General features: G+C 55.8%; 12 protein-coding genes and 1 pseudogene. 7 read left to right on the forward strand and 6 right to left on the reverse strand.

Annotation, left to right across the window (positions count from 1 at the left end; translation table 11 throughout):
- Positions 1–97 precede the first annotated feature (97 nt).
- Positions 98–2,254, forward strand: coding sequence for an S-layer homology domain-containing protein (locus VB780_RS04870; RefSeq protein ID WP_323350015.1), 2,157 nt, complete (start codon positions 98–100; stop codon positions 2,252–2,254).
- A 22-nt stretch (positions 2,255–2,276) separates the two neighbouring features.
- On the opposite strand, the gene VB780_RS04875 is transcribed toward VB780_RS04870, so the two are convergent.
- Complete coding sequence (locus tag VB780_RS04875; RefSeq protein ID WP_323350016.1) at positions 2,277–3,023, reverse strand: methyltransferase domain-containing protein; 747 nt, start codon at positions 3,021–3,023, stop codon at positions 2,277–2,279.
- 169 nt (positions 3,024–3,192) lie between these two features.
- Here VB780_RS04875 and VB780_RS04880 point away from each other — a divergent pair, with 169 nt between their 5' ends.
- Positions 3,193–4,821 carry an ArnT family glycosyltransferase gene (locus VB780_RS04880; protein WP_323350017.1) on the forward strand — a complete coding sequence of 543 codons (1,629 nt, stop codon included), beginning with the start codon at positions 3,193–3,195 and terminating at the stop codon, positions 4,819–4,821.
- A gap of 240 nt (positions 4,822–5,061) precedes the next feature.
- Entirely contained in the window at positions 5,062–5,427 is a 366-nt protein-coding gene (locus tag VB780_RS04885) for a hypothetical protein (RefSeq protein ID WP_323350018.1), read from the forward strand.
- A 327-nt stretch (positions 5,428–5,754) separates the two neighbouring features.
- On the opposite strand, the gene VB780_RS04890 is transcribed toward VB780_RS04885, so the two are convergent.
- The gene (locus VB780_RS04890) at positions 5,755–7,491 is read right to left on the reverse strand and encodes a toll/interleukin-1 receptor domain-containing protein (RefSeq protein WP_323350019.1); all 1,737 of its coding nucleotides are present in this window, start codon (positions 7,489–7,491) and stop codon (positions 5,755–5,757) included.
- 87 nt (positions 7,492–7,578) lie between these two features.
- Positions 7,579–10,662, reverse strand: a complete 3,084-nt coding sequence (uvrA, locus tag VB780_RS04895) for an excinuclease ABC subunit UvrA (RefSeq protein WP_323350020.1) — start codon at positions 10,660–10,662, stop codon at positions 7,579–7,581.
- A 753-nt stretch (positions 10,663–11,415) separates the two neighbouring features.
- Between uvrA and VB780_RS04900 the strand changes: the two genes are divergently transcribed.
- Positions 11,416–12,567: a glycosyltransferase family 61 protein gene (locus tag VB780_RS04900; protein ID WP_323350021.1), complete on the forward strand. Its 1,152-nt coding sequence runs from the start codon at positions 11,416–11,418 to the stop codon at positions 12,565–12,567.
- Positions 12,568–12,735: 168 nt separating this feature from the next.
- On the opposite strand, the gene VB780_RS04905 is transcribed toward VB780_RS04900, so the two are convergent.
- Positions 12,736–14,268, reverse strand: coding sequence for an AAA family ATPase (locus VB780_RS04905; protein ID WP_323350022.1), 1,533 nt, complete (start codon positions 14,266–14,268; stop codon positions 12,736–12,738).
- A gap of 143 nt (positions 14,269–14,411) precedes the next feature.
- Positions 14,412–15,266, reverse strand: a complete 855-nt coding sequence (locus VB780_RS04910) for a DUF1361 domain-containing protein (protein ID WP_323350023.1) — start codon at positions 15,264–15,266, stop codon at positions 14,412–14,414.
- A gap of 175 nt (positions 15,267–15,441) precedes the next feature.
- Here VB780_RS04910 and VB780_RS04915 point away from each other — a divergent pair, with 175 nt between their 5' ends.
- Positions 15,442–16,929 carry a S10 family peptidase gene (locus VB780_RS04915; protein ID WP_323350024.1) on the forward strand — a complete coding sequence of 496 codons (1,488 nt, stop codon included), beginning with the start codon at positions 15,442–15,444 and terminating at the stop codon, positions 16,927–16,929.
- 347 nt (positions 16,930–17,276) lie between these two features.
- Positions 17,277–17,687: a tellurite resistance TerB family protein gene (locus VB780_RS04920; protein WP_323350025.1), complete on the forward strand. Its 411-nt coding sequence runs from the start codon at positions 17,277–17,279 to the stop codon at positions 17,685–17,687.
- Between the two features lie 326 nt (positions 17,688–18,013).
- On the opposite strand, the gene VB780_RS04925 is transcribed toward VB780_RS04920, so the two are convergent.
- Positions 18,014–19,477 (reverse strand): formylglycine-generating enzyme family protein, encoded by a 1,464-nt coding sequence (locus tag VB780_RS04925; protein ID WP_323350026.1) that lies wholly within the window; start codon positions 19,475–19,477, stop codon positions 18,014–18,016.
- A gap of 231 nt (positions 19,478–19,708) precedes the next feature.
- Here VB780_RS04925 and VB780_RS31330 point away from each other — a divergent pair.
- Positions 19,709–19,906: pseudogene (locus VB780_RS31330) on the forward strand (transposase family protein); the annotation flags it as partial.
- Positions 19,907–20,032 lie beyond the last annotated feature (126 nt).

Consider the following 20,032-nt stretch of genomic DNA (forward strand, 5'->3'; position numbering starts at 1 on the left):
CCCTATCCTTTTAACTGGCTTAATCATAGCGGTATTCTGCCATAGCGACATTCTGGGCCAACCGCCGTATTTCCCGCCGCCGTTAGGATATCTCCCGTTGGATACCATTGCTAAGACCCTAGACGTGGATCCCAACCATGGGGTCGATCAACCCTCGGGCCGCCCCCACCTGCCCTTCAAAACCCTGACGGTTGCCCTCGGGGCCACCCAGGGCAACACGCTGATTAAGCTCGCCCCCGGCACCTACAGCACCGCCACGGGCGAACGCTTTCCCATCACCGTGCCCGACGGCGTGATGATCGTGGGTCAAGAATCGACCCAGGGCCAGGGAATTGCGATCGCAGGCGGCGGACCTGGCCCAGGATCAACCTCGGTGGCGCTGGTCATCCAGGGCCAGAGCCAGCTGCGGGGGGTAACGGTGCAAAACCCCCAGGGCATCGGCATTTTAATTAATTCGGGCCGGGGTCTGGTGCGGGCCTGCCGCCTCAGTCAGTGTCGGGTGGGGCTCCAGGTGGGCGGGGCCGCTAGTCCGCTGGTGGCCAAAACAGCGGTGAGCGACTGCGGCGATCGCGGCCTTAGCTTCATTGACCAAGCCCGAGGCGAAATCCAAGACTGCACCGTCGAGCGCTGCGGCACCGGCATTCACATTGGCCAGAGTGCCGCGCCGCTGATTCGCGACTGTCAGTGCTCAAACAATCAGGTGGGGATGCAAATTGCCGGCACCGCCAGCCCGGTGCTGCGGCGAAATCGGCTGGTGCAAAACCAAACCATCGGCCTGGTGGTGCAAGACACCAGCCGCCCCGACCTGGGCCAGCCCGACGACCCGGCGGGCAACATTCTGCGCTACAACCGCCAGGTCGATCTGCGCAACGACACCCAACCGGGGCTGACGCTGGTGGGCAACGATGTCATCCCCACGGGGCTGGTGGGGGCGGTGAATCTGGTGGCTAGCCAGTGGCCCGACCCCGCCGCGGTGCCTCCGGTGCTGCTCGATCGCCCTACCGTTTCCCCTGCGCCGCCTGAACCTTCGACCCCGCCGCTGGATAAGCCCCCGGCTCCCGCCGCTCCGGTACCCAGCCGCTTTACCGACCTGGGCAGCCACTGGGCCACGCCCTATATCGAGGCCCTGGCCGATCGCGGTCTGGTGAAGGGCTACGGCAATGGCACCTATCGCCCCCAGGAAACGATCAATCGGAGCCAGTTTGCGGCGCTGGTGGCCGCTAGCTATAGCGCTCTCGACCCGGTGCGCGGTGCGGTGACCTTTGTGGATGTGCCTTCGACCCACTGGGCCGCTAGCGCCATTGACCAGGCCCAGCGCAAGGGCTTTTTAGGCGGCTACCCCGACCAGACCTTTCGCCCCAGTCAGGGCATGGTGCGGGTGCAGGCAATGGTGGCAGTGGCCACCGGGCTGAAGCTGCCTCCGGCTCCCGCCAGTGGGCTGGGGGTGTACCGCGATCGCGCCCAAATTCCCAGCTATGCGATCGATGCCCTGGCCAGCGCCACCCAGGTTGGCCTGGTGATCAACCATCCCGACCCGGAGCTGCTGCGGCCTTTAGAAACGATGACCCGCGCCGAGGTCGCCGTGCTGATCTACCAGGGGCTGGTGGCCCAGGGCAAGGCCCCTGCTTTAACTACTGTCGCTACTCCCCCTGCTGCCATGGCTCAAGGATCGTTTCCCGACATTCAAACCCACTGGGCGCTGGACTTTATCCAGGGTCTGTTAAACCTCGGCCTGGTGCAGGGAGATGATGCGGGCCGCTTCAACCCCGCCCAGCCCATGACCCGCGCCCAGTTTGCCGCCCTGGTCAACCGCGCCTTTGTCCCCACCCCCCGCCGTCCGGCCCAGTTGTTTCGCGATGTGCCTTTGGGCTACTGGGGGGCCAGCGCCATTCAAACCGCCTACCGGGGTGGGTTTCTCTCGGGCTTCCCTGACCAGACCTTTGGGCCAGAAAACCCGCTGCTGCGGGCCCAGGTGTGGGTGGCGCTGGTGTCGGGCCTGGCGCTGCTGCCGAATCAGCCCGGCAACCTGCGACTGCTGGAGCGCTACCGCGATCGCGCCACCATTCCCGACTATGGGGTGAATGCGATCGCCAAGGCCACGCAACTCGGTCTGGTGGTCAACGTGCCCGACATTGCCCAGCTGCACCCCAACCGGGTGGCCAGCCGCGCCGACGTGTGCGCGGCGGTGTATCAGGCGCTGGTGCTACAGCTGCGGGCCAGGCGGATTGATAATCCGTTTATTGTGAGGCCGTAGGTGGAGTGGGTGAGTGAGTGGATTAGGTGACTTTCTCGAGGACGACGAGCAGGCGGGTGGCGAAGATTTGGGGGAGGCGATCGCAGAGGCGATCGATCGCTGCCATTAGCGGCATCCACGCGGTGGGGTAGAGCTGGGGTTTAGAGTAGCCGCCGGAGGCTACGTAGGAAATCGCGGCGTAGCGCTGGACTTTAACGACCCGAAACCCATGCAGGTTTTGCCGAATTTTGGATTTGAGAAAAATGCGGCTAGCGTTGCCCTGGGCAGCGTAGTAATCGATTTGACTAGGGGTCCACTCGGGGGGAGCGTCCCACTGAATGGGCTGGTTTAGGGCCAGGGGTTCGGGGTGGAGGGCACCGTAGACCAGCAGACCCAGCAGACTGACACAGGGCTCAAACAAAATTACCCGCCCGCCGGGGGCCAGCACGCGATCGAACTCCTGGAGGGCCGTGCCGGGGTAGCGCAGGTGGTGAAAGACATCAAAGAGAATCAGATTTGACAGGCTGCCGGGATCAAAAGACAGGGCGTAGGCATTCTCGACTTGATCGATCCAGGGATTGGGGAAGATGTCGGTGCGAATACAGCCGGGGATCACTCGCTGAATATCGGCTACCCCAGAGCCCAGCTCGACGGTGGGGTAGGGCAGCGCCGCCAGGTGCTTAGCAATAGACTGATGAAAGGTGCTGTAAATGGCCCGCAGAGACGGTTTCTGCTGCCAGGCCTCAGCATTCTTGAGAATTTCTTGATTGTGCCGATCAACGCTTTCCAACCCAGCATCCTCCTCTCAGCCCAGACGACCTCAGCCATCGTAAATGCTTTGCTTACCCTGTGGCACCCCTAGCAGCGGCTTAATTTTGCCTGTCTCAATTCTGTCTATAGTAATGGGTGAAATTAAGCGGCCTTTGCCCAGGCCATTTTTGCTGTGAACTGGGTTATCCATGCCATTACCCCTCAGGCTTACTAACAGCCGATTCAAAGCTGAATCGCTGCGTGCATCTTCCTTCGCGCCCTACCTAGTGCTAAGTCTGTGGGTGGGCATTGTGCTGCTGTTGCGCAGCCCGCTGCAAAGCCTGATGCCCCACGATGAGGGTTGGTATGCCCAGCAGGCCCGGTGGATTGTGGAAACCGGGGACTGGGTGACCCAGGCGTGGTGGGGGGCTCCGGTGCACGATCGCATGATGGGCATTCAGTGGCTGATTGCCGCCTCCTACAAACTGTTTGGGGTGAGTGAATGGGCGGCCCGGCTGCCGGGGGCGATCGCCTCTTGGGGCGCGGTCATGCTCACCTATGCGATCGGGCGGCGGTGTTTGTCTCCCCAGATTGCCCTGTGGGGTGCGGCAATTTTGGCGGCGACCCCGATCTGGATGCAGGCGTCGCGGCTGGCTATTCAGGATGTGCCCCTGACGGCACTGGAGCTGCTAGGCATTTGGGCGCTGCTGCAAGCGGAAACCAAACCTCAGCGGCGGAACTGGGGCTTTTTGGCGGGCAGTACGGTGGGCTTGGGCTTTATGCTCAAGAGCATTATGGTGATTCCGGTGGTGATGGCTCTGGGGCCATACCTGGTGCTGGAGCACCGTCGCCACCGCCACCTGCTGAATCCGGCGCTTTACCTGGGGCTATTGGTGGGACTGGTGCCGGCGATCGCCTGGCTGGCCCTCAGCGTGCAGCGCTACGGCACCCTGCCCCTGGAGCGCACCTTTGGCCTGCTGGCCAACCTGGCCCAGGAAGACTTTCACAACGTCGGCCCCCTCTACTATTTTTGGAATATTCCCCTCAATGCCTTTCCCTGGCCGCTGCTGGCAGTGCCGGGGGTGTGGCTGGGGTGGCAGTCGCCCTACCCGCGCAAGGCCCTGTGGCTGGGGTATCCGCTGGTGCTGTTTACCCTGTTGGCTCTGTTTAAAACCCGCACATGGTATTACCCGCTCCAGCTGCTGCCCTTCGTCGCCCTGCTGGCGGCGCTGACCCTGACTAACCTAGGAGCCCTTTACCGATCGCGTCAGCGTCCTCGCCTGGTGGCCGGTTTAACCATTCTCCTGGCGGTGATTGGCGCGGTGCTGATCGTGGCGGGGGGCGTGGCGCTGCTGCAACCCCAGCGTTTCCCGGTGGTGGGGCTGTGGCGCTACGGCCTGGTGGCGATCGCGGCAGGGCTGGGCTGGCTAGTGCCGCTGGCGGTTTACTGGCGCTACTCTCGACAGCGCGCTGAGACCGCTGCCCTGTGGCAGGGGGGATGGCTGCTGGGGCCGTGGGGGGCGATCGCCTTGCTCTATGCCACCGGCCTGTGGGGCAACTACAACCCCGATGTCAAGCTGGCGCTAGCTACTCCACCCCTCCGGGAGATTGTGGCTAATCACCCCATCCATGCCATCTTCAAAACCGTTAGCCCCGCCGAGGAAGACATGGTGCTGCTGACCTTTTACACGCCCCAGCCCGGCCGCGCTACCGACAATTGGCAGACCCTAGCGCCGGGCAGCTATGCCTGGGTGGCAGCGGTCGATCTCGGTGAGTTGCCCGCTGCCACGGTGCAGCTGGGCCAGGTGCGCGATTGGGTACTGGTGCAGCTGCCTTAACACGAATGCGGCATCGTTGAAATGGCCTACGGTGAAGCCTTTTTAAGTTCATTCCAGCGATCCATCGGCAATGTGCCCAGGCTTGAGAGAGCGTTCCTTAATCATTGCTTGAAGCCTCCGTAGAGTTTGGCTACATTTACGTTCTATTCGCTACCGGCGAGGGCAATCTAGATGCAAGGTCAACAGTCGGCTGTAACGCTGGGCCTCGACCTAATTCTTTATTGCCCGGAGTTGTGAACTATGGCTAAATTTGGGATGAAGATGACGGCAACGGTGGCCCTGGGGGCGATCGCCCTGGCCAGTACCGCAGCCATTGCCCAGGCCCAGTCTCGCTCAGACTGGCTCAGCACTGGCGAAACGATCACCTACGAAGGTTACTTGCTGGCCGATGAGGCTGTGTTTGCCGCCTGCGACGACGACTGTAGCGATCTCGATATGTTTCTCTACGATGCTGAGTCGGGGGAACTAGTAGCCTCAGATACGCTGGTTGATGCAGTGCCTGGGGTTGTCGCACCATACGAGGGCAACTTCTTGATCGAGCTGGTGATGGCGAGCTGCAGCATCGAACCCTGCGAAACCTGGACGGACTCGGATGCTGGGTTTTAGAGGGTGTTTGAAAAGTCCTATAGGGTAGCCAGAACTACCTTGACCACCGAGGAACTACTACGAAGGAATGAGGGTTTTAAGGATCAAGGTTATCCGTACAGGTAACTTTTGTTGCTCAATCTGACCCTTTTAAAACATCCTCTTAGGTGCAGGATCAGTAACAACAGCTAAAATTTAGGTTAAAGCCGGGGTGCGTTAGCGCACCCCGGCTTTAATTTTTCTTTTTTTGGAAAATTAAAGCCCTCTAATGTTAGCAAACTGCAGCTTAATTAGATTGATTACACAACTGTTAGCCCCACTGTTGCTAAGAATAAGGGCCTGGATAACCTACTGAATCTCATTTTCACCATAAAAAGCTGACGCTATAAAAGTAGGTGGGGAAGCGCGTGCTTCTGAATCGCCAAAACATGCAGGATAACTTTGTGCAGATAAGCCGGTAACTAATGGCGAAGAACTTATTCTTGGCTCTGACAGTAAAACTTGACCGTTAGAGTTAATTATTTCTAAAAGTGCTTGACCATTGCTGCTCAACCGAACGAAGTAGCGAGCTGATACACCTCCAAAGTTCTGCCCCCCAAGGTAGTTGACCCAGCATCGGTAGGGGGCAACCTCAGTAGCTTCTGTGATAGCAGTCTGACCATTGACCAGCGCCTGACTAGAGACTCTGTTGTAAACATTCATCTTGGTTACGCCGCTGTCGTTAAACACCCGAACCGAGTGATTTTGGGTATCAAAACCTACAACCGTGCGGTTGAGCAGGTCGCCTTGTCCAGGGTTAGGGCCGGGGTTGGCTCCGGGAAGGAAGAAGTCTCGAACACTGGTGTCGTTTTGGCTAATCAATAAGGCACTGGAGGAGGCATCAACGATTTCGAGGCGGGCCTGGTTGTTACGTAGGTTGCCACTAGCCCGGTATACGACGCTGCGGCCTGCACGCAAGCCAAAGCTTTCATAGCTTATCCAATCACTACTAATAATTCCGTCGTGGCGGGTAACGGAAGCATTGAGTTGTTCAGACCGCCGAGTCTCTCTGTTGTAAACATTCATCAGCAGATTTCGGGAGTTTCTTGGATGAATGCTGACAATAAAGGTATCAGTTTCAAAGTAAAGGGTTGAATTACCTGGTGTGAGTGGAACTGTAGCAGATTCTAGTGACCTTGATTCATGTGTAAGATTTTGTTCACTTTCTACAATAGACTCTGTCTCAGACTCTAATATGGGCCTATCTCCTGGAAGAGATATTTTATCTCCTTCAGTTATATTTTTGCCAGAGTCCATTAAAGCAACTTGATTTGGATTTGATGCAGTAGGTGATTTTGGATTAGATCCACTATAAGAATCTTCATCAAAATAAGATGCAGGAGACCAATTCTCTAGATTTTTTAATTTAAGGAAATTGTTTTCTGTAAATTCATCTGCCATGAAGGCGTCATTAAAATAACTAGATGTCCAAGCTAAAACAGCGGCAGATGCGATAATAATCCAAAATTTTGGAGGAGAATTATAACCTTTTGATAACGCAATTAAGCGATCTAATCCTTCAAGTCTCCTGTGTTTTATAATCTTATTTCTGTGTGGCTGCGGTTGTGATGTAGTTATCCCTGCGGACTTGGCTTTTGGCTTCGTCTCAAGTCTTACTACCGTTTGGCGAATACTCTGAGCTACATCAAGAAAAGCTTCGTCCTGATTTTTCCAGGTGGTGATGGCTTTGCCGGTCTTTGGCAGCGGCTGGAACTCACCAAAGGGAGCCCCATGCCAATCTACAGGGCGCAGAATAACAGGAATTACGAGAGCGTCTCCTAGCTGGTGCCGTTCCAATGCCTTTTTCATCTCAATGCCGTAACAATAGTCAGAAGAAAGAAAGTCAGCACTAATTAATAGCAGAATGACATCTGCCGCGGCTAGTCGCTCATCAGTGATCTGTGCCCAATCTAAACCGGCATCAATTCGCCGGTCATGCCAGGCTGAAATAAAACCTTGATGCTTAAGATTACTTAAATGCTTCTCTAGCTCATCTCTTAGATCTTCGTCGCGGTGAGAGTATGAGAAGAAAACTTCAAGACCCATTCATTTTCTCGGTAGCTTACCCCATGCCAAAAGTATAGCGGCAAAGCTCGCTGAGCCTTGGGAGCTAGAGTGAGGGAGTCTCCTCGATTATGAGGCTGCTTGACCGGTGGGCGGGTGCTGCTCTAGAACCTTGGCTAGGTAGTTGCCGGTGTAGGAGCCGGGCACCTTTGCAACTTCCTCGGGGGTGCCCACGGCGATTAACTCACCGCCGCGATCGCCCCCCTCTGGCCCCAGATCCACCAGCCAGTCAGAGCAGCGAATCACATCCAGATTGTGCTCGATCATCAGCACCGAGTTGCCCTTATCGACCAGGCGCTGCACCACGTCCAGCAGCTTGTGTACGTCGTAAAAGGAGAGGCCCGTCGTCGGCTCATCAATTAGGTAAAGAGTCTTCCCGGTAGAGCGACGGGCCAGCTCCGTGGCCAGCTTCATGCGCTGGGCCTCGCCGCCGGAGAGCGTGGGGGCCGTCTGCCCCAGGCGAATGTAGCCCAGGCCCACATCCACCATGGTTTGCAGCCGCGCCGCCGCCTGGGGAATATTCTCGAAGAACCCCAGCGCCTCTTCGGCGGTCATATTCAGCACGTCGGAGATGTTTTTGCCTTTGTAGGTGACTTGCAGGGTGTCGCGGTTGTAGCGGGCTCCCTTGCACACCTCGCACTGCACGTAGACATCGGGGAGAAAGTTCATCTCGATTACGTTGACGCCCTGGCCGCCGCAGGCCTCGCAGCGCCCGCCCTTAACGTTAAACGAGAACTGCCCCGCCTTGTAGCCCCGCGCCTTGGCCTCGATGGTCTCGGTGAACAAGTTGCGGATCACGTCGAACACGCCGGTATAGGTGGCGGGGTTGGATCGGGGGGTACGCCCGATGGGCGACTGGTCAATGACGATCACTTTATCCAGCGCCTTCAGCCCGTCGAGTTTATCCATCCGCTTGGGGAAGGGAATTTTGCTGCCGAAGTGGTGCTGGAGCGCCGGGTAGAGCAGCTCATTCACCAGGGTTGATTTGCCCGAACCAGAGACGCCTGTGACGCAGACCAACGCCCCTAGGGGAATTTCGACATCCAGGTTTTTCAGGTTGTTGTGGTAGGCGTTTTTGATCGAGAGCGATCGCCCGTTCCCCGGACGCCGCTCTGCCGGCGTAGGAATGCTGCTCCGCCCCGACAGGTAGGCCCCGGTAAGGGAATCCTTCGCGGTCATCAGGGTTTTGAGATCGCCCTCGGCGACGATCGCTCCCCCGTGCACCCCCGCCCCAGGGCCAATATCAACTAGGTAGTCGGCGGCGCGGATGGTGTCTTCGTCGTGCTCCACCACGATCAGGGTGTTGCCCAGGTCGCGCAGGCGGTAGAGGGTGTTGAGCAGGCGATCGTTGTCGCGCTGGTGCAGGCCAATGCTGGGTTCGTCAAGCACGTAGAGCACACCCGTGAGGCCCGAGCCAATCTGAGTGGCCAGGCGAATCCGTTGAGCTTCCCCACCGGAGAGAGTCATGGCGGTGCGGTGCAGGGTCAGGTAGTCAAGCCCCACATCCATCATGAACTGGAGCCGGGCGCGGATCTCGCGCAGCACCAAGGCCCCGATTTGCAGCTGCCGGGCCGAGAGCTTGGGAGCCTCGCCCTCTTCGCCCACCAGATTGCGGATGCGGCTGAGGCACTCGCGAATGGAGACATTGGTGAGGTCGCTGATGGAGTGGGGACCGATGCGCACCGCGTTCGACTCAGGCTTGAGCCGGGTGCCATTACACACTTCGCAAGTCTGGTCGATCAGGTATTTCTCTAGCTTTTGCTTGTGTAGCTCAGAGCTGCTGTCTTTGTACTGGCGTTCGAGAATGGGCAGCACCCCTTCGTACTGGCGCTGATAGCCCTTGCGATCGCGGTAGCGCGAGTCTGACTCTATATAGATCTTCTCTTCGCTGCCGTGGAGCACGATGTGCTGCTGCTCGGGGGTGAGCTGATCCCACCGGCTCTGGATCTCAAAGCCAAAGGCCTGGCCAACGCTGTAGAGCAGGGAGAAATAGTAGGTATTGTCTTTTTCAGACCAGGGGGCGATCGCCGCATAGACCGGCAGCGTCGGGTCGGGCACCACCAGCTCCGCCGAGAACGTCCGCAGGCTGCCCAAGCCATGGCAATGGGGACAGGCTCCGTAGGGCGAGTTAAACGAGAATAGCCGGGGCGACAGCTCCTCCATCACCGCGCCGTGCTCGGGGCAGGCGAAATTTTCGGAGAACACTAGCTCCTTGGGCTGCCCGTAGCTGCCTTCCTCCTCGGCTGCCTGGGGCAGGCGATCGGTCAGAGACACGACGTTGCTGCCTGGCTCCGTAGCAGCAGTCTCCTGGGGTTTCTCCGCCAGAATGTCGATCACCGCGATGCCTTCCGATCGCTTCAGACACGTCCGCAGCGAATCGGCCAGGCGATCTTGCAGACCATCCTTCTTCACCAGGCGATCGACTACCACCTCAATATTGTGGCTGTAGTTTTTGTCCAGCTCAATGTTGTCGGTCAGCTCACGCAGTTCGCCATTTACCCGCACCCGCACAAACCCCTCGGAGGCCAGGCTAGAGAGCAGCTTTTTGTGGGTGCCCTTTTTGCCCCGCACCACGGGGGCGAGAATCTGGAAGCGGGTGCGATCGGGCAGGGCCATCACCCGGTCGATCATCTGGTCGATGGACTGCGGGGAGATGCTGCGATCGCAGATCGGGCAATGGGGATCGCCCGCCCGCCCGTAGAGCAGCCGCAGGTAGTCGTAGATCTCGGTGACGGTTCCCACCGTCGAGCGGGGGTTGTGGGAAGTGGATTTTTGATCGATGGAAATCGCCGGGCTCAGCCCCTCGATCGCATCCACATCGGGCTTATCGACCTGACCAAGGAACTGGCGGGCGTAGGCGCTGAGCGACTCCACGTAGCGGCGCTGACCTTCGGCAAAAATGGTATCAAAGGCCAGGGAAGACTTGCCTGAGCCGGAAACTCCGGTGAACACAATCAGCTTATTGCGGGGAATCTCCAGATCGAGATTCTTTAGGTTGTGCTGGCGGGCACCGCGAATGCGGATAACGTTGTCGTCAATGGCGGCATGGTGGTGGGCTAAGCCGGTATGCTGGTTGCCGCTGCTGTCATTGCTGGACGCTCGGGCCTTCTTAGAGGCGGCGGTTTTCTTGGCGGAAGCGTCCGGTTTGGGCATGTCTGGGGGCTTAGTGACAACGCATGTACCAATTTAACATTTATAAACACTTGTCAAGGTCGTCACCAAGAAGTAGGGGCGGTAACCCCTAGAGACCGAGGCGGTTAGCCTGAGCGGTCAGCCGCCCAAGCCTAATTAGCGCCAATAGCCTACAGCACTCCTTTTGCCAAATTGAACGCCATTGAAGCCGATGCTTTTTTAAAGCACAGCCCCCAACAGTAAAGAAACTGTGTCACCAAGGTCTGCAATGGCCAAAACGGAGTGACCTGCCGGTAAAAATTGACTTACCATCGTCGGCCCTATGGCGTTTGTTGTGTCTGCCTATTGCCGCCACAACTTTAGACGCTATGGAATTGTTCCCTGGCCTGTGCCCTCTGGCAGCAACCCTGCCATTGTGTCAACCAAAGGGCAGGGAAATGGCAAGACAGTAGACTGGACAGCCTCAAACCAACGCAAGTCAGGGCTGCTTCTGGATGCGACCAGCGGAGAGATAATGTCTACAGCGGCCCATCAAAGTTGCCCGTGTGATTTTGCGTTCGATATTAATAATAATTAACCTAGCTTGATTTTAATAATTGATGAATTATAACCAAAAATACGGATTACTTCACTGAAGCTTTAAAGTGCCAGCATCTATAAAATCGTAGAATCAAGCATGCCAATTTTATGGCTGGATAGATCTAGTCGCTCAGGATAAATCCGTCTTCTGTCAGTCTTCAACTATCAAAGAGAAGAGAGATACTACCTATGGGGTTGTCATTTGTTGAAGTTTTGCCTGCGATAAAAATCCCCGACTCAATGATTTTTTCTTACCCCACGGCCCTAGGGGATACGCTGCGCCCGGCAATTGAAAGAATATTCATGCCCGCAGAATATTTGCAACCTTTGCAAGTAAAGATAGAGGTTGAATCAGGACGTACAGGCCCTCGAAAGCTAGGGTCTACCCGCTGGAAGATCTACAAAGCCCTCTCTAAGAGAGTCAAGGGAGACAGCGTAATAGATTACCCAGAGAAGTTTTTGCTTGATGGTCGCCTAGAGCTGGATACTAACATTGCCCATGTCATTGAAAACATCGCGGCTTTGGCCCTGTTTGCTCGGCAAATGCTAACTAAGCGCTTGGGCTACGACACAATTGTCCATGTAATTCTCCGAGAGCGTGCCCCCAATCTAGCCCGAGAGGTCTTTGATACTCTGGGCATTCCGGTAATTTACACTGACGATAGCGTCTACGGTGAAGTAGTCTCTATCTCAGCCTTTCGACCCCAAGTCGATGCAGTATCAGAAGAACCCAAATTTTTCCCTATTATTAATGACGAACCCCTCGCCGAGATGGATGCAAAATTTTACAATATTCATACGACTTTATTTAACAATTCTAATTTTTCTGGGACTGAGTCTCTGGATGCCGAAAAAATTTTTATCCCCCGGCGAGGAAGCCGCGCTCTAGCAAATCATGACGAAGTAGCTCAGTTTTTAGAGGCTAAGGGCTTCAAAACCTACTACTTTGAAGATCTAACCTGCGCTCAAAAATGGTCGCTCACCCGCGATGCCAAGGTTGTTGTCGCTGTTCATGGTGCTGCCCTCAGCCATTTAGTTTTTAATCGTTTGGGGCTGCAAAACCCTGATTTGCCTGGTAGTGGAGTTAAGGTGGTTGAGCTTTATCCTCCCAACTGGGCTAGTCGGTGGGCGCACCGACGCCAGGTTGCCGGTATCAACGGCCAGTGGTGCGGCGTCCGGGGCCAGATTACACCAGAGTCCCTGAAGGATGTTGACTTCTGCAACCTACCGCCCAATGCCATTCGGCCTTCCTTTCAGAATCCTTTTAAGGTTGACTGTCAGTCTATTCAACTGGCCCTCGATTACATTGGGGTAAACCATCCAGAAAAAGAGCTAATTTACCACTAGGAAACCGGGGAATGGGTTGCCCATTCAGATACTCCCTTTCCCCCGCTCTTTCAGCGTCATTCTGCCTGGCTCCCCTAACCTCTAGCTGCACCCAATCTGTTTAGAGGTTAGGGAAAATGGCGATCGCACTTTTCAACCCTATGCGGCAATCCCAGTTTCCGGCTGGGGCTAGCGGGCGGTTACAAATCGTTCTTGGGCCATCGCCCGCAGCCGCTGGATGTCTTCGCGACGGGTGACAGAGAGGGGCACCGTGCGCTTAATCTCTTCGAGCAAGAGGTTGGTGTCGGCAGGTCGATTTTCGTACAGCGCTCGGTAGTGGGCGGTGATGATGGCCTGCTCAATTTCGGCCCCGCTAAACCCCTCAGTGGCAATCACCAACTGGTTGAGATCAAAATTGTCGGTACCCTGCTGCCGCCGCCCCAGGTGAATATGCAGGATGGCGTGGCGTTCGTTGGCCTCAGGTAGATCCACAAAAAAGATTTCGTCAAAGCGCCCCTTGCGCAGCAGTTCTGGCGGAATGGCTGACAAGTCATTGGCGGTGGCCACCACAAAGATCTCCTGGGATTTTTCTTGCAGCCAGGTCAAAAAGTAGCCAAATAGGCGACGGCTCAGCCCCCCGTCAGCTTCGCCGCTGGTTTGGCCCATGCTTTTTTCAATCTCGTCGATCCACAGAATGCAGGGAGCCATAGTTTCGGCCATGGTGACGGCGCGGCGAAAGTTTTTGTCGGACTCGCCCACGTACTTGTCGTAGAGGCGACCGGCATCGAGTTTGAGCAGGGGTAGATTCCACTGGCGGGCGATGGTTTTGGCGGCCAGCGACTTGCCGCAGCCCTGGATGCCTACGATCAAAATTCCCTTAGGGGCGGGCAAGTTGTACTGACGAGCCTGGGGCGTGAAGCCTACTTTGGCGTAGGCGAGCCAGCGCTTGAGACCCTCAAACCCGCCCAGTTCCGACAGGTTTGTTTCAGGGGGGAAGTAGTCGAGCAGCCCCTCTTCGTGGATGACGCGGGCCTTGCGCTCCAGCACTCGCTTGACGTCGTCGGCATCGAGCCGACCATCGTGCAGAGCGGCGTAGGAGACCACCTTGCGGGTCTGGCTCAGGGTCATGCCCCTCAGGGCGCTCACCAGGTCGCGAATATCTTCGGGGGTGAGGTCGACTTTAACGCGCCCCTTCAGCGCCCGCACCACATCAGACACGGCGTTGTAGAGTTCTTCGGGCTCGGGCAGTTTGATATCAAAATACACCGCATCGTGGGCAATTTCGGGGGGTAGGTCATTGTCGCTGCCGCTGATCACCAGGGTGGAGCGGTGGTGAGAAAACTGTTCGGCCACCTCCCGCAGCTGCCGCGCAACCACCGGGTCTTTGAGGTGGGGGGCAAAGTCTTTGAGCCAAAAGATGGCTTTAAAGCTCATCTCTTGAATGTGGCGCAGCATGTCGAGGGGTTCGGCGGTCTTGGGCAGGGCTTGGCCGCGCTTGGTGCCGGGGGGCGCATACTCGTTTTGCCAGCGGTGGTCGGGACTGTCGGGCGATCGCATCAAACCCTGGGCAACGCTCCACTCAAACACCGCCATCTGCATGTCGTTGCAGGCAGCGCTAATTAACCCCTGCACCCGCTCTTCTTCCACCGTGTCGATGACCACGACTGGGTGAAAAGAGGTCACCAGGGTTTGAAAATGCTGCACGCTGGTTTTGAAAGACATAGCTACGAGAAGTAACGCTAGGGCTAAGGTGCCCGCTTTCTCCTACAGGGTTGGCATTGTCTTTTCCGGACTGTCTAGCTTGGGTGGCTGGACGAAGTCGTTCGCTTTGCGTCTCCCAAAGGGAGAAAGACACCGAATTTAGGCTAATCGAGCACGTCAATGCCCTGGCGAGCATAGCGAATCCGCAGCTTGAGCCCCAGGGTGATCTGCTTCATCACCCAATAAAGGCTGGTCAAAATCAGAAACGTGACGAAGATAACAGCGGCCGGTTGCTTTGAGGTCAGAGCATCGAGGGTATAGGCGATGACGCCCGTGGGGTCAACCACCAGATCCCAGCTGTTAAAGCGCAAAAACCGACCCAGATAGATACCCACCGCGCTGAGGGCGTGAATCGTTAGCTCGAGGGGCAAAACCATCGCCTTGGCACCGTGCTGCTTGAGGTAGGCGGCCAGGTTGAGAATCGAGATGACGTAGGCTTCAAACCCCAGCAAAATGGCGGCCGCGTGAAGGGGAATGAACACCAGAGCCACAACCAAAATGCGAATCTGTCCCGAGCTAGTGCCTCGAATCAAATGAATAATGTCGGTGAGCACGTAGGGCGCGTTGGGCAAAAAGACCAAAAACACCACTAGCCCAACCCACCACAGCCAACCCTGGGGATCTTGCTTGGTCTTAAAAATTTTCAGGCTGAGCAGACCGGCAAAGGCCGTAACCGCCAGTAGCCACAGCAGCTCAAACCCGGAGATCGGACTGGAGTTGTCTCGGAGCAGGTTGTAGAGCCCTTGCATAACACGAGGGATGCGAGGCCCCAGCCCCAGCACACCAATTATCCCCACCAGCACGCAGGCCGCCAAAAACCATCGATTGGCTAAGCTCTGGCGACGAAATAAACTAAAGCTCAGCAGCAGCGGAATCGCCGCCAAAAACAAGTTCCATAGAATCCAGCCGCTGTAGACGTTATCAAAGGCGCTGATAATATTGGGCAGGAGCCATCTCATCGGGTCTCAACTCCTAAAGCAGAATTTAATTTAACCCAATCTAAATCTTCAAAGGGCACTGTGTCCGTTCCTGAATAAGTGGAGGAAAATTTGTGATACGTTCGCTTTAGGAATTGTGCCCTTTGCCCAGCAGCACCCGCGCTATAACAGGGAGAGTCTTCTCAACAGCATCGCCATGCCAGAAACTCCTCCGCGTCAGGGCAACACCACTGAGCACCAGCTGACTACTCCCCACGGTAGCCAACCCTACACCGCTTCGGCCCAGTGGCAAACGCTCTACGAAAACGACAAACCCGTGGCGGAGCTGTTCCACGTGGCTTACACGATCGCTGACCAGAACCCAGCCCAGCGGCCGATTACCTTTGTGTTTAACGGCGGGCCAGGGGCAGCCTCGGCCTACCTGCATGTGGGGGCTTTGGGGCCGCGTCGAGTCGTGTTTAACCCTGACGGCAGCCTGCCGCGCCCGCCGGTTCAGGTGGCCGACAACGGCGAAAGCTGGCTGAGCTTTACCGATCTGGTGTTTATTGACCCCGTGGGCACAGGCTTCAGCCGCGTTTTACCTAAGGATGGCGACAAGGCTGAGAAATCAGACGAAAAGCCCGCCGACAAGGATGAGGACAAACCTGACGAAAAGGCTAAAAAATTCTGGACGGTCGATCGCGACCTCAACGCCCTGGGTGAGTTTATTCAAGGCTATCTGTCGGCCCACCACCGCTGGCTGTCGCCCGTGTTCATCGCTGGGGAGAGCTACGGTGGCTTTCGGGTGGCAAAGCTCTGTCGCAAGCTTCAGCAAGACTACGGCGTTGGCCTCTGCGGCGCAGTGCTGATTTCGCCCGTGATGGAGTTTATGCTGCTAGAGGGCACCGACTACAGCCTCAGCGGCTGGGCCACGGTGATTCCTTCCATGGCGGCTACGGCGGTGTACCACGGCCAGGTCAACACCACCGACAGCCCTGCCATTCACGGGGCTAAGGCCGCCGACTTTGCTCGCAAGACCCTGATTCCCTTTTTGGCCCTGGGCAGTACCGCCACCGCCGAAGACCAGCAGCGGGTGTTTGGTCAGCTAGCCTATCTGGTTGGTCTACCGCTGGAGGTGGTGCAGCGCCACCGGGGTCGCATCGACATTGTGGTGTTTGCCCGCGAACTGCTGCGCCACCAGCAGCGCATTTTGGGCCTCTACGACGGCTCGGTCACCGCCATTGACCCCTTTCCCGATCGCCTGATGCATGAGGGCACCGACCCCACCCTGGAGGGCATCGATCGCCTGTTTACCGGAGCCATCAACAGCCACCTGCGCTCGACGTTGGGCGTGAACACCACCCTGACCTACAACCTGCTCAGCTTTGAGGTGTTTAAAGCCTGGGAGTTTTTGCCCGAGAGCGAGTATCGCCAGGGTTTTGTGGGCTCGGTGGATGACCTACGGGTGGGCATGGCCCTCAACCCCTACCTCCAGGTCTACATTACCCACGGCATCTACGACCTGGTGACGCCCTACTTCTCCTCAGAGCACCTGAAGGATTTAATGAACCTCAACCCTGATCTGCGCCCCAACCTCACCCTGCGCCACTTTCAGGGCGGCCACATGTTCTATACCTGGGATGAGTCGCGGCGGCTGTGGTTTGAAGATATGCAGCGGTTCTACCAGCGGGCCTCGGGCAAGTAGGGGACGACAAAAAAACCGACAGTCCCTTGCGGGCTTGTCGGTTGGTTGTGTGTTCCCTGTAGATGACTCGGCTAAAGTTGAGTCAACCTTAGTATCTCTGGAAGGTTCCTGGAAACCTAGCGAATTTGTCACTGCCAGCGGTGAGTTTGATCACAAGGTTACGTAGTTTGGCGGATGTCAGTTGCAGAATTTGGCAACTAGCTATATGAACTCTCAACAAGTGAAGGACGCAACGGCATTAGCACAAACGCTGTAAAGACTCCTCACAACAGGATTGCGCCATATCGGCTTTGGGGCAAAAATAGGGTCACACAAGGCTTTTTGCCAAGGATACCGAGAATATCGCCATGACCGAGTCATCCATGGGCACCGCCGAGGCGCTAGCCAGTATTGCGCTGGTGGCGATCGCTGCCGACGGCTACCTAGCCGATCAGGAGGGGCAGGATATGACCATGCTGCTGTCGCGCATGGCACTGTTTAGCAGCTACTCCAAAGAGGCGATGCACCACCTGTTTGATAGGTTGCTAACGCGTCTCAAAACCGAGGGGCCGGGGGCGATGGTTGACCAGGCCAAAACCATTTTGCCCCAAGATTTGCGGGAGACGGCCTTTGCGATCGCCACCGATCTGGTGCTGTCTGATCGCACCGTTACTCCCCAAGAACAGGCATTTTTAGAAGATCTATACCGAATTTTAGAGATTTCTGGCACCATGGCACAGCAGATTGTGCAGGTGATGACGATCAAAAATCGGGGCTAGGGCACCGCCCCAGGGTTACTGAGAATATTCCATCTCAATAAGGCAATCTCTAGAAAAAGATTTATCTTACTGCTCATTTTTTCATAAATTTGGGGCATGGCAACTGTGCCAGTTATATAAATCTTTGACAAGCTTGCTCATCGCAAGACAAACAAGACTCAAAACGAAGTGGTGGCATTTTTTTGGTAAACCTTGGCTTTAAGCTCGCAGAGACCAAAATGAGACTTTGAATCGGTCCCGCTCGATTCTCTTTTGCTTGGAGAGCAAAAGAGAAAGCTAGAGACTTGGAAACCTCTCTGATCTCCAAATTCTAAGAAAAGTGAGAATTAGAAGGCTATATCGTCATAGCTGGGATTCGTCTTTGTCGTTGTGTTTGAAGTCTGATACCAAATCCGAATCACATAACCCCGATTCACAAAAGGCCAAACCGTAGAGGCGAATGACATTCGCCCTGCCGAATCGGGGGTACCCAAACAGGATTTGGCATGACTGGTTAGAGCATCTGGAATGGACTCGTTGATGGCGGTGGCCCCTCGACAGATGCAAAGCTGAGCCCTACGAAAACCGAGAGGGCTGCCGCGGTCGAATGGGTCGAGGAAGATACGGCTCGCGGAACGACAATTCCTCGGAGTAGCATCCCAAGAGCCACCGCATTGAACCCGACCTACTTCCTTACCTTTGGCTAACCAGACACTGCCATCGGTCGGTGCCCCCTCGTAATTGTCGTGCCAGTTGTCTAAGCACCATTCCCAGACGTTGCCGTGCATATCACAAAGACCAAAGGCATTAGCTAACGGGTGAAAATGATTCACTGGCGTTGTAGACTTCCGGCAAACACCTTTTGGTCCTCTGCCATGGTGACCAGGAAAATTTTCGGGATTATCTTCAAGATCTTCACCACGATAGTTGGCTAAGTCGGTAGTGATGGTTTCGCCGAAGTGGAAGGGAGTCTCTGTGCCAGCCCGGCAGGCGTATTCCCATTCGGCTTCGGTGGGTAGGCGGTAGGTATGGTTGGTGAGGCAAGAGAGTCTTTCACAGAACTCCAACGCCTCGAACCAGGAGATTTGCTCAACTGGGTGGTCATCGCCCTTAAATTTAGATAGGTCAGGATCTAAGTCTGTATTGACTTTCAGGTCTGTACGATTAGCAATAGCTTTCCACTGGGCCTGGGTAACGGGGTAACGCCCCATGAGAAATGGGCGAATAGATACTTCGCGTTGGGGACCTTCGTCATCCCAACGTCCTAACTCGCCCGGTGAAGAACCCATGGTAAAGGTGCCGCCAGGAACTAGTACAAGGTCTAGCTGAATGGCAGGTTCTATGAAGCACTGCTTTCTTTGCAACTGGCGCTCGACGACTAGATGCTTTGAGCGAATTGGAGAAAATTCATAGCTCTGACGCAGATGTTGAGCATAGTTCTCCTTACTACCCCATTTTGAAAATCGCTTGGTATCAATGGCTCTGTACCACCCTCGAGGATTCCAATTCGATTTGTATTGAAGTTCTTCAAGGAAATTAGACCAAGGAATACATCCTTTCTCAGTATCAAAGAAAAATAGGAAAGGAAACAGTCGATCATCAGGTGTCTCAGGCCGGAGAATGCGGGACGCTGCGTAGCAGCGAACAGGACAAATTGCCTTCACAAAACCAAAATATTTGACTCCTCCTTCACTCCCGATTTCAGGGGCAAAAACCACCAAATCGCTTACGTTTGTCTTTAGGAATGAAGGCTCCGCACGTTCTGGCAAACCCCAACAGTTAAAATTCCCTAGTGGAAAATTTTGACGCAAAGTATCACTTTCAAAAAAGCTTTTCTCAGGAGCATCTTTAGGTAAAAGGGCAGCTACTTCCTGAATAGAACGGGCTCTACGGGAATGAGTATGCTGATGTAGTCGATACTATACCGAGTCGTTATGGTGCCTCTGCTCACGGAATTACTAGGTCTATCTGGTGTTGATGTCGAGTCTTATGAGGCCACTGAGGACAGCTTGATTCTCGATGTGGAAGTCCATGCGGCGTCAGCCCTCTGTCCTCGTTGTGGCACCGTCAGTCACCACCTGCACCAGAATCATTGGCATCTCGTGCGAGACCTGCCCATCAGTCACTATGGCCAGACCTGGTTACGGGTTAACCGCCGCCAGTTTAAGTGTGCGGTGTGTGGTAAGCCGTTCAGCGAGGACTTGGAGTTTGTGGGGGACCGGCGGAGCTATACCGACCGCTAAGGATCGTGGATTGAATAAGGTGTAATACTGCGGGTTGGGCTCCTAAGCTAGAGAGGTAGCGAGAGGAGCGGATAGATGATCACCCCCTACCCTGCCCCAATTGAAGCTCAAATGCAACGGTAC

Origin of the sequence: Leptolyngbya sp. CCNP1308, from assembly GCF_034932455.1 — a bacterium.
Classification (GTDB): Bacteria; Cyanobacteriota; Cyanobacteriia; order Phormidesmidales; family Phormidesmidaceae; genus Nodosilinea.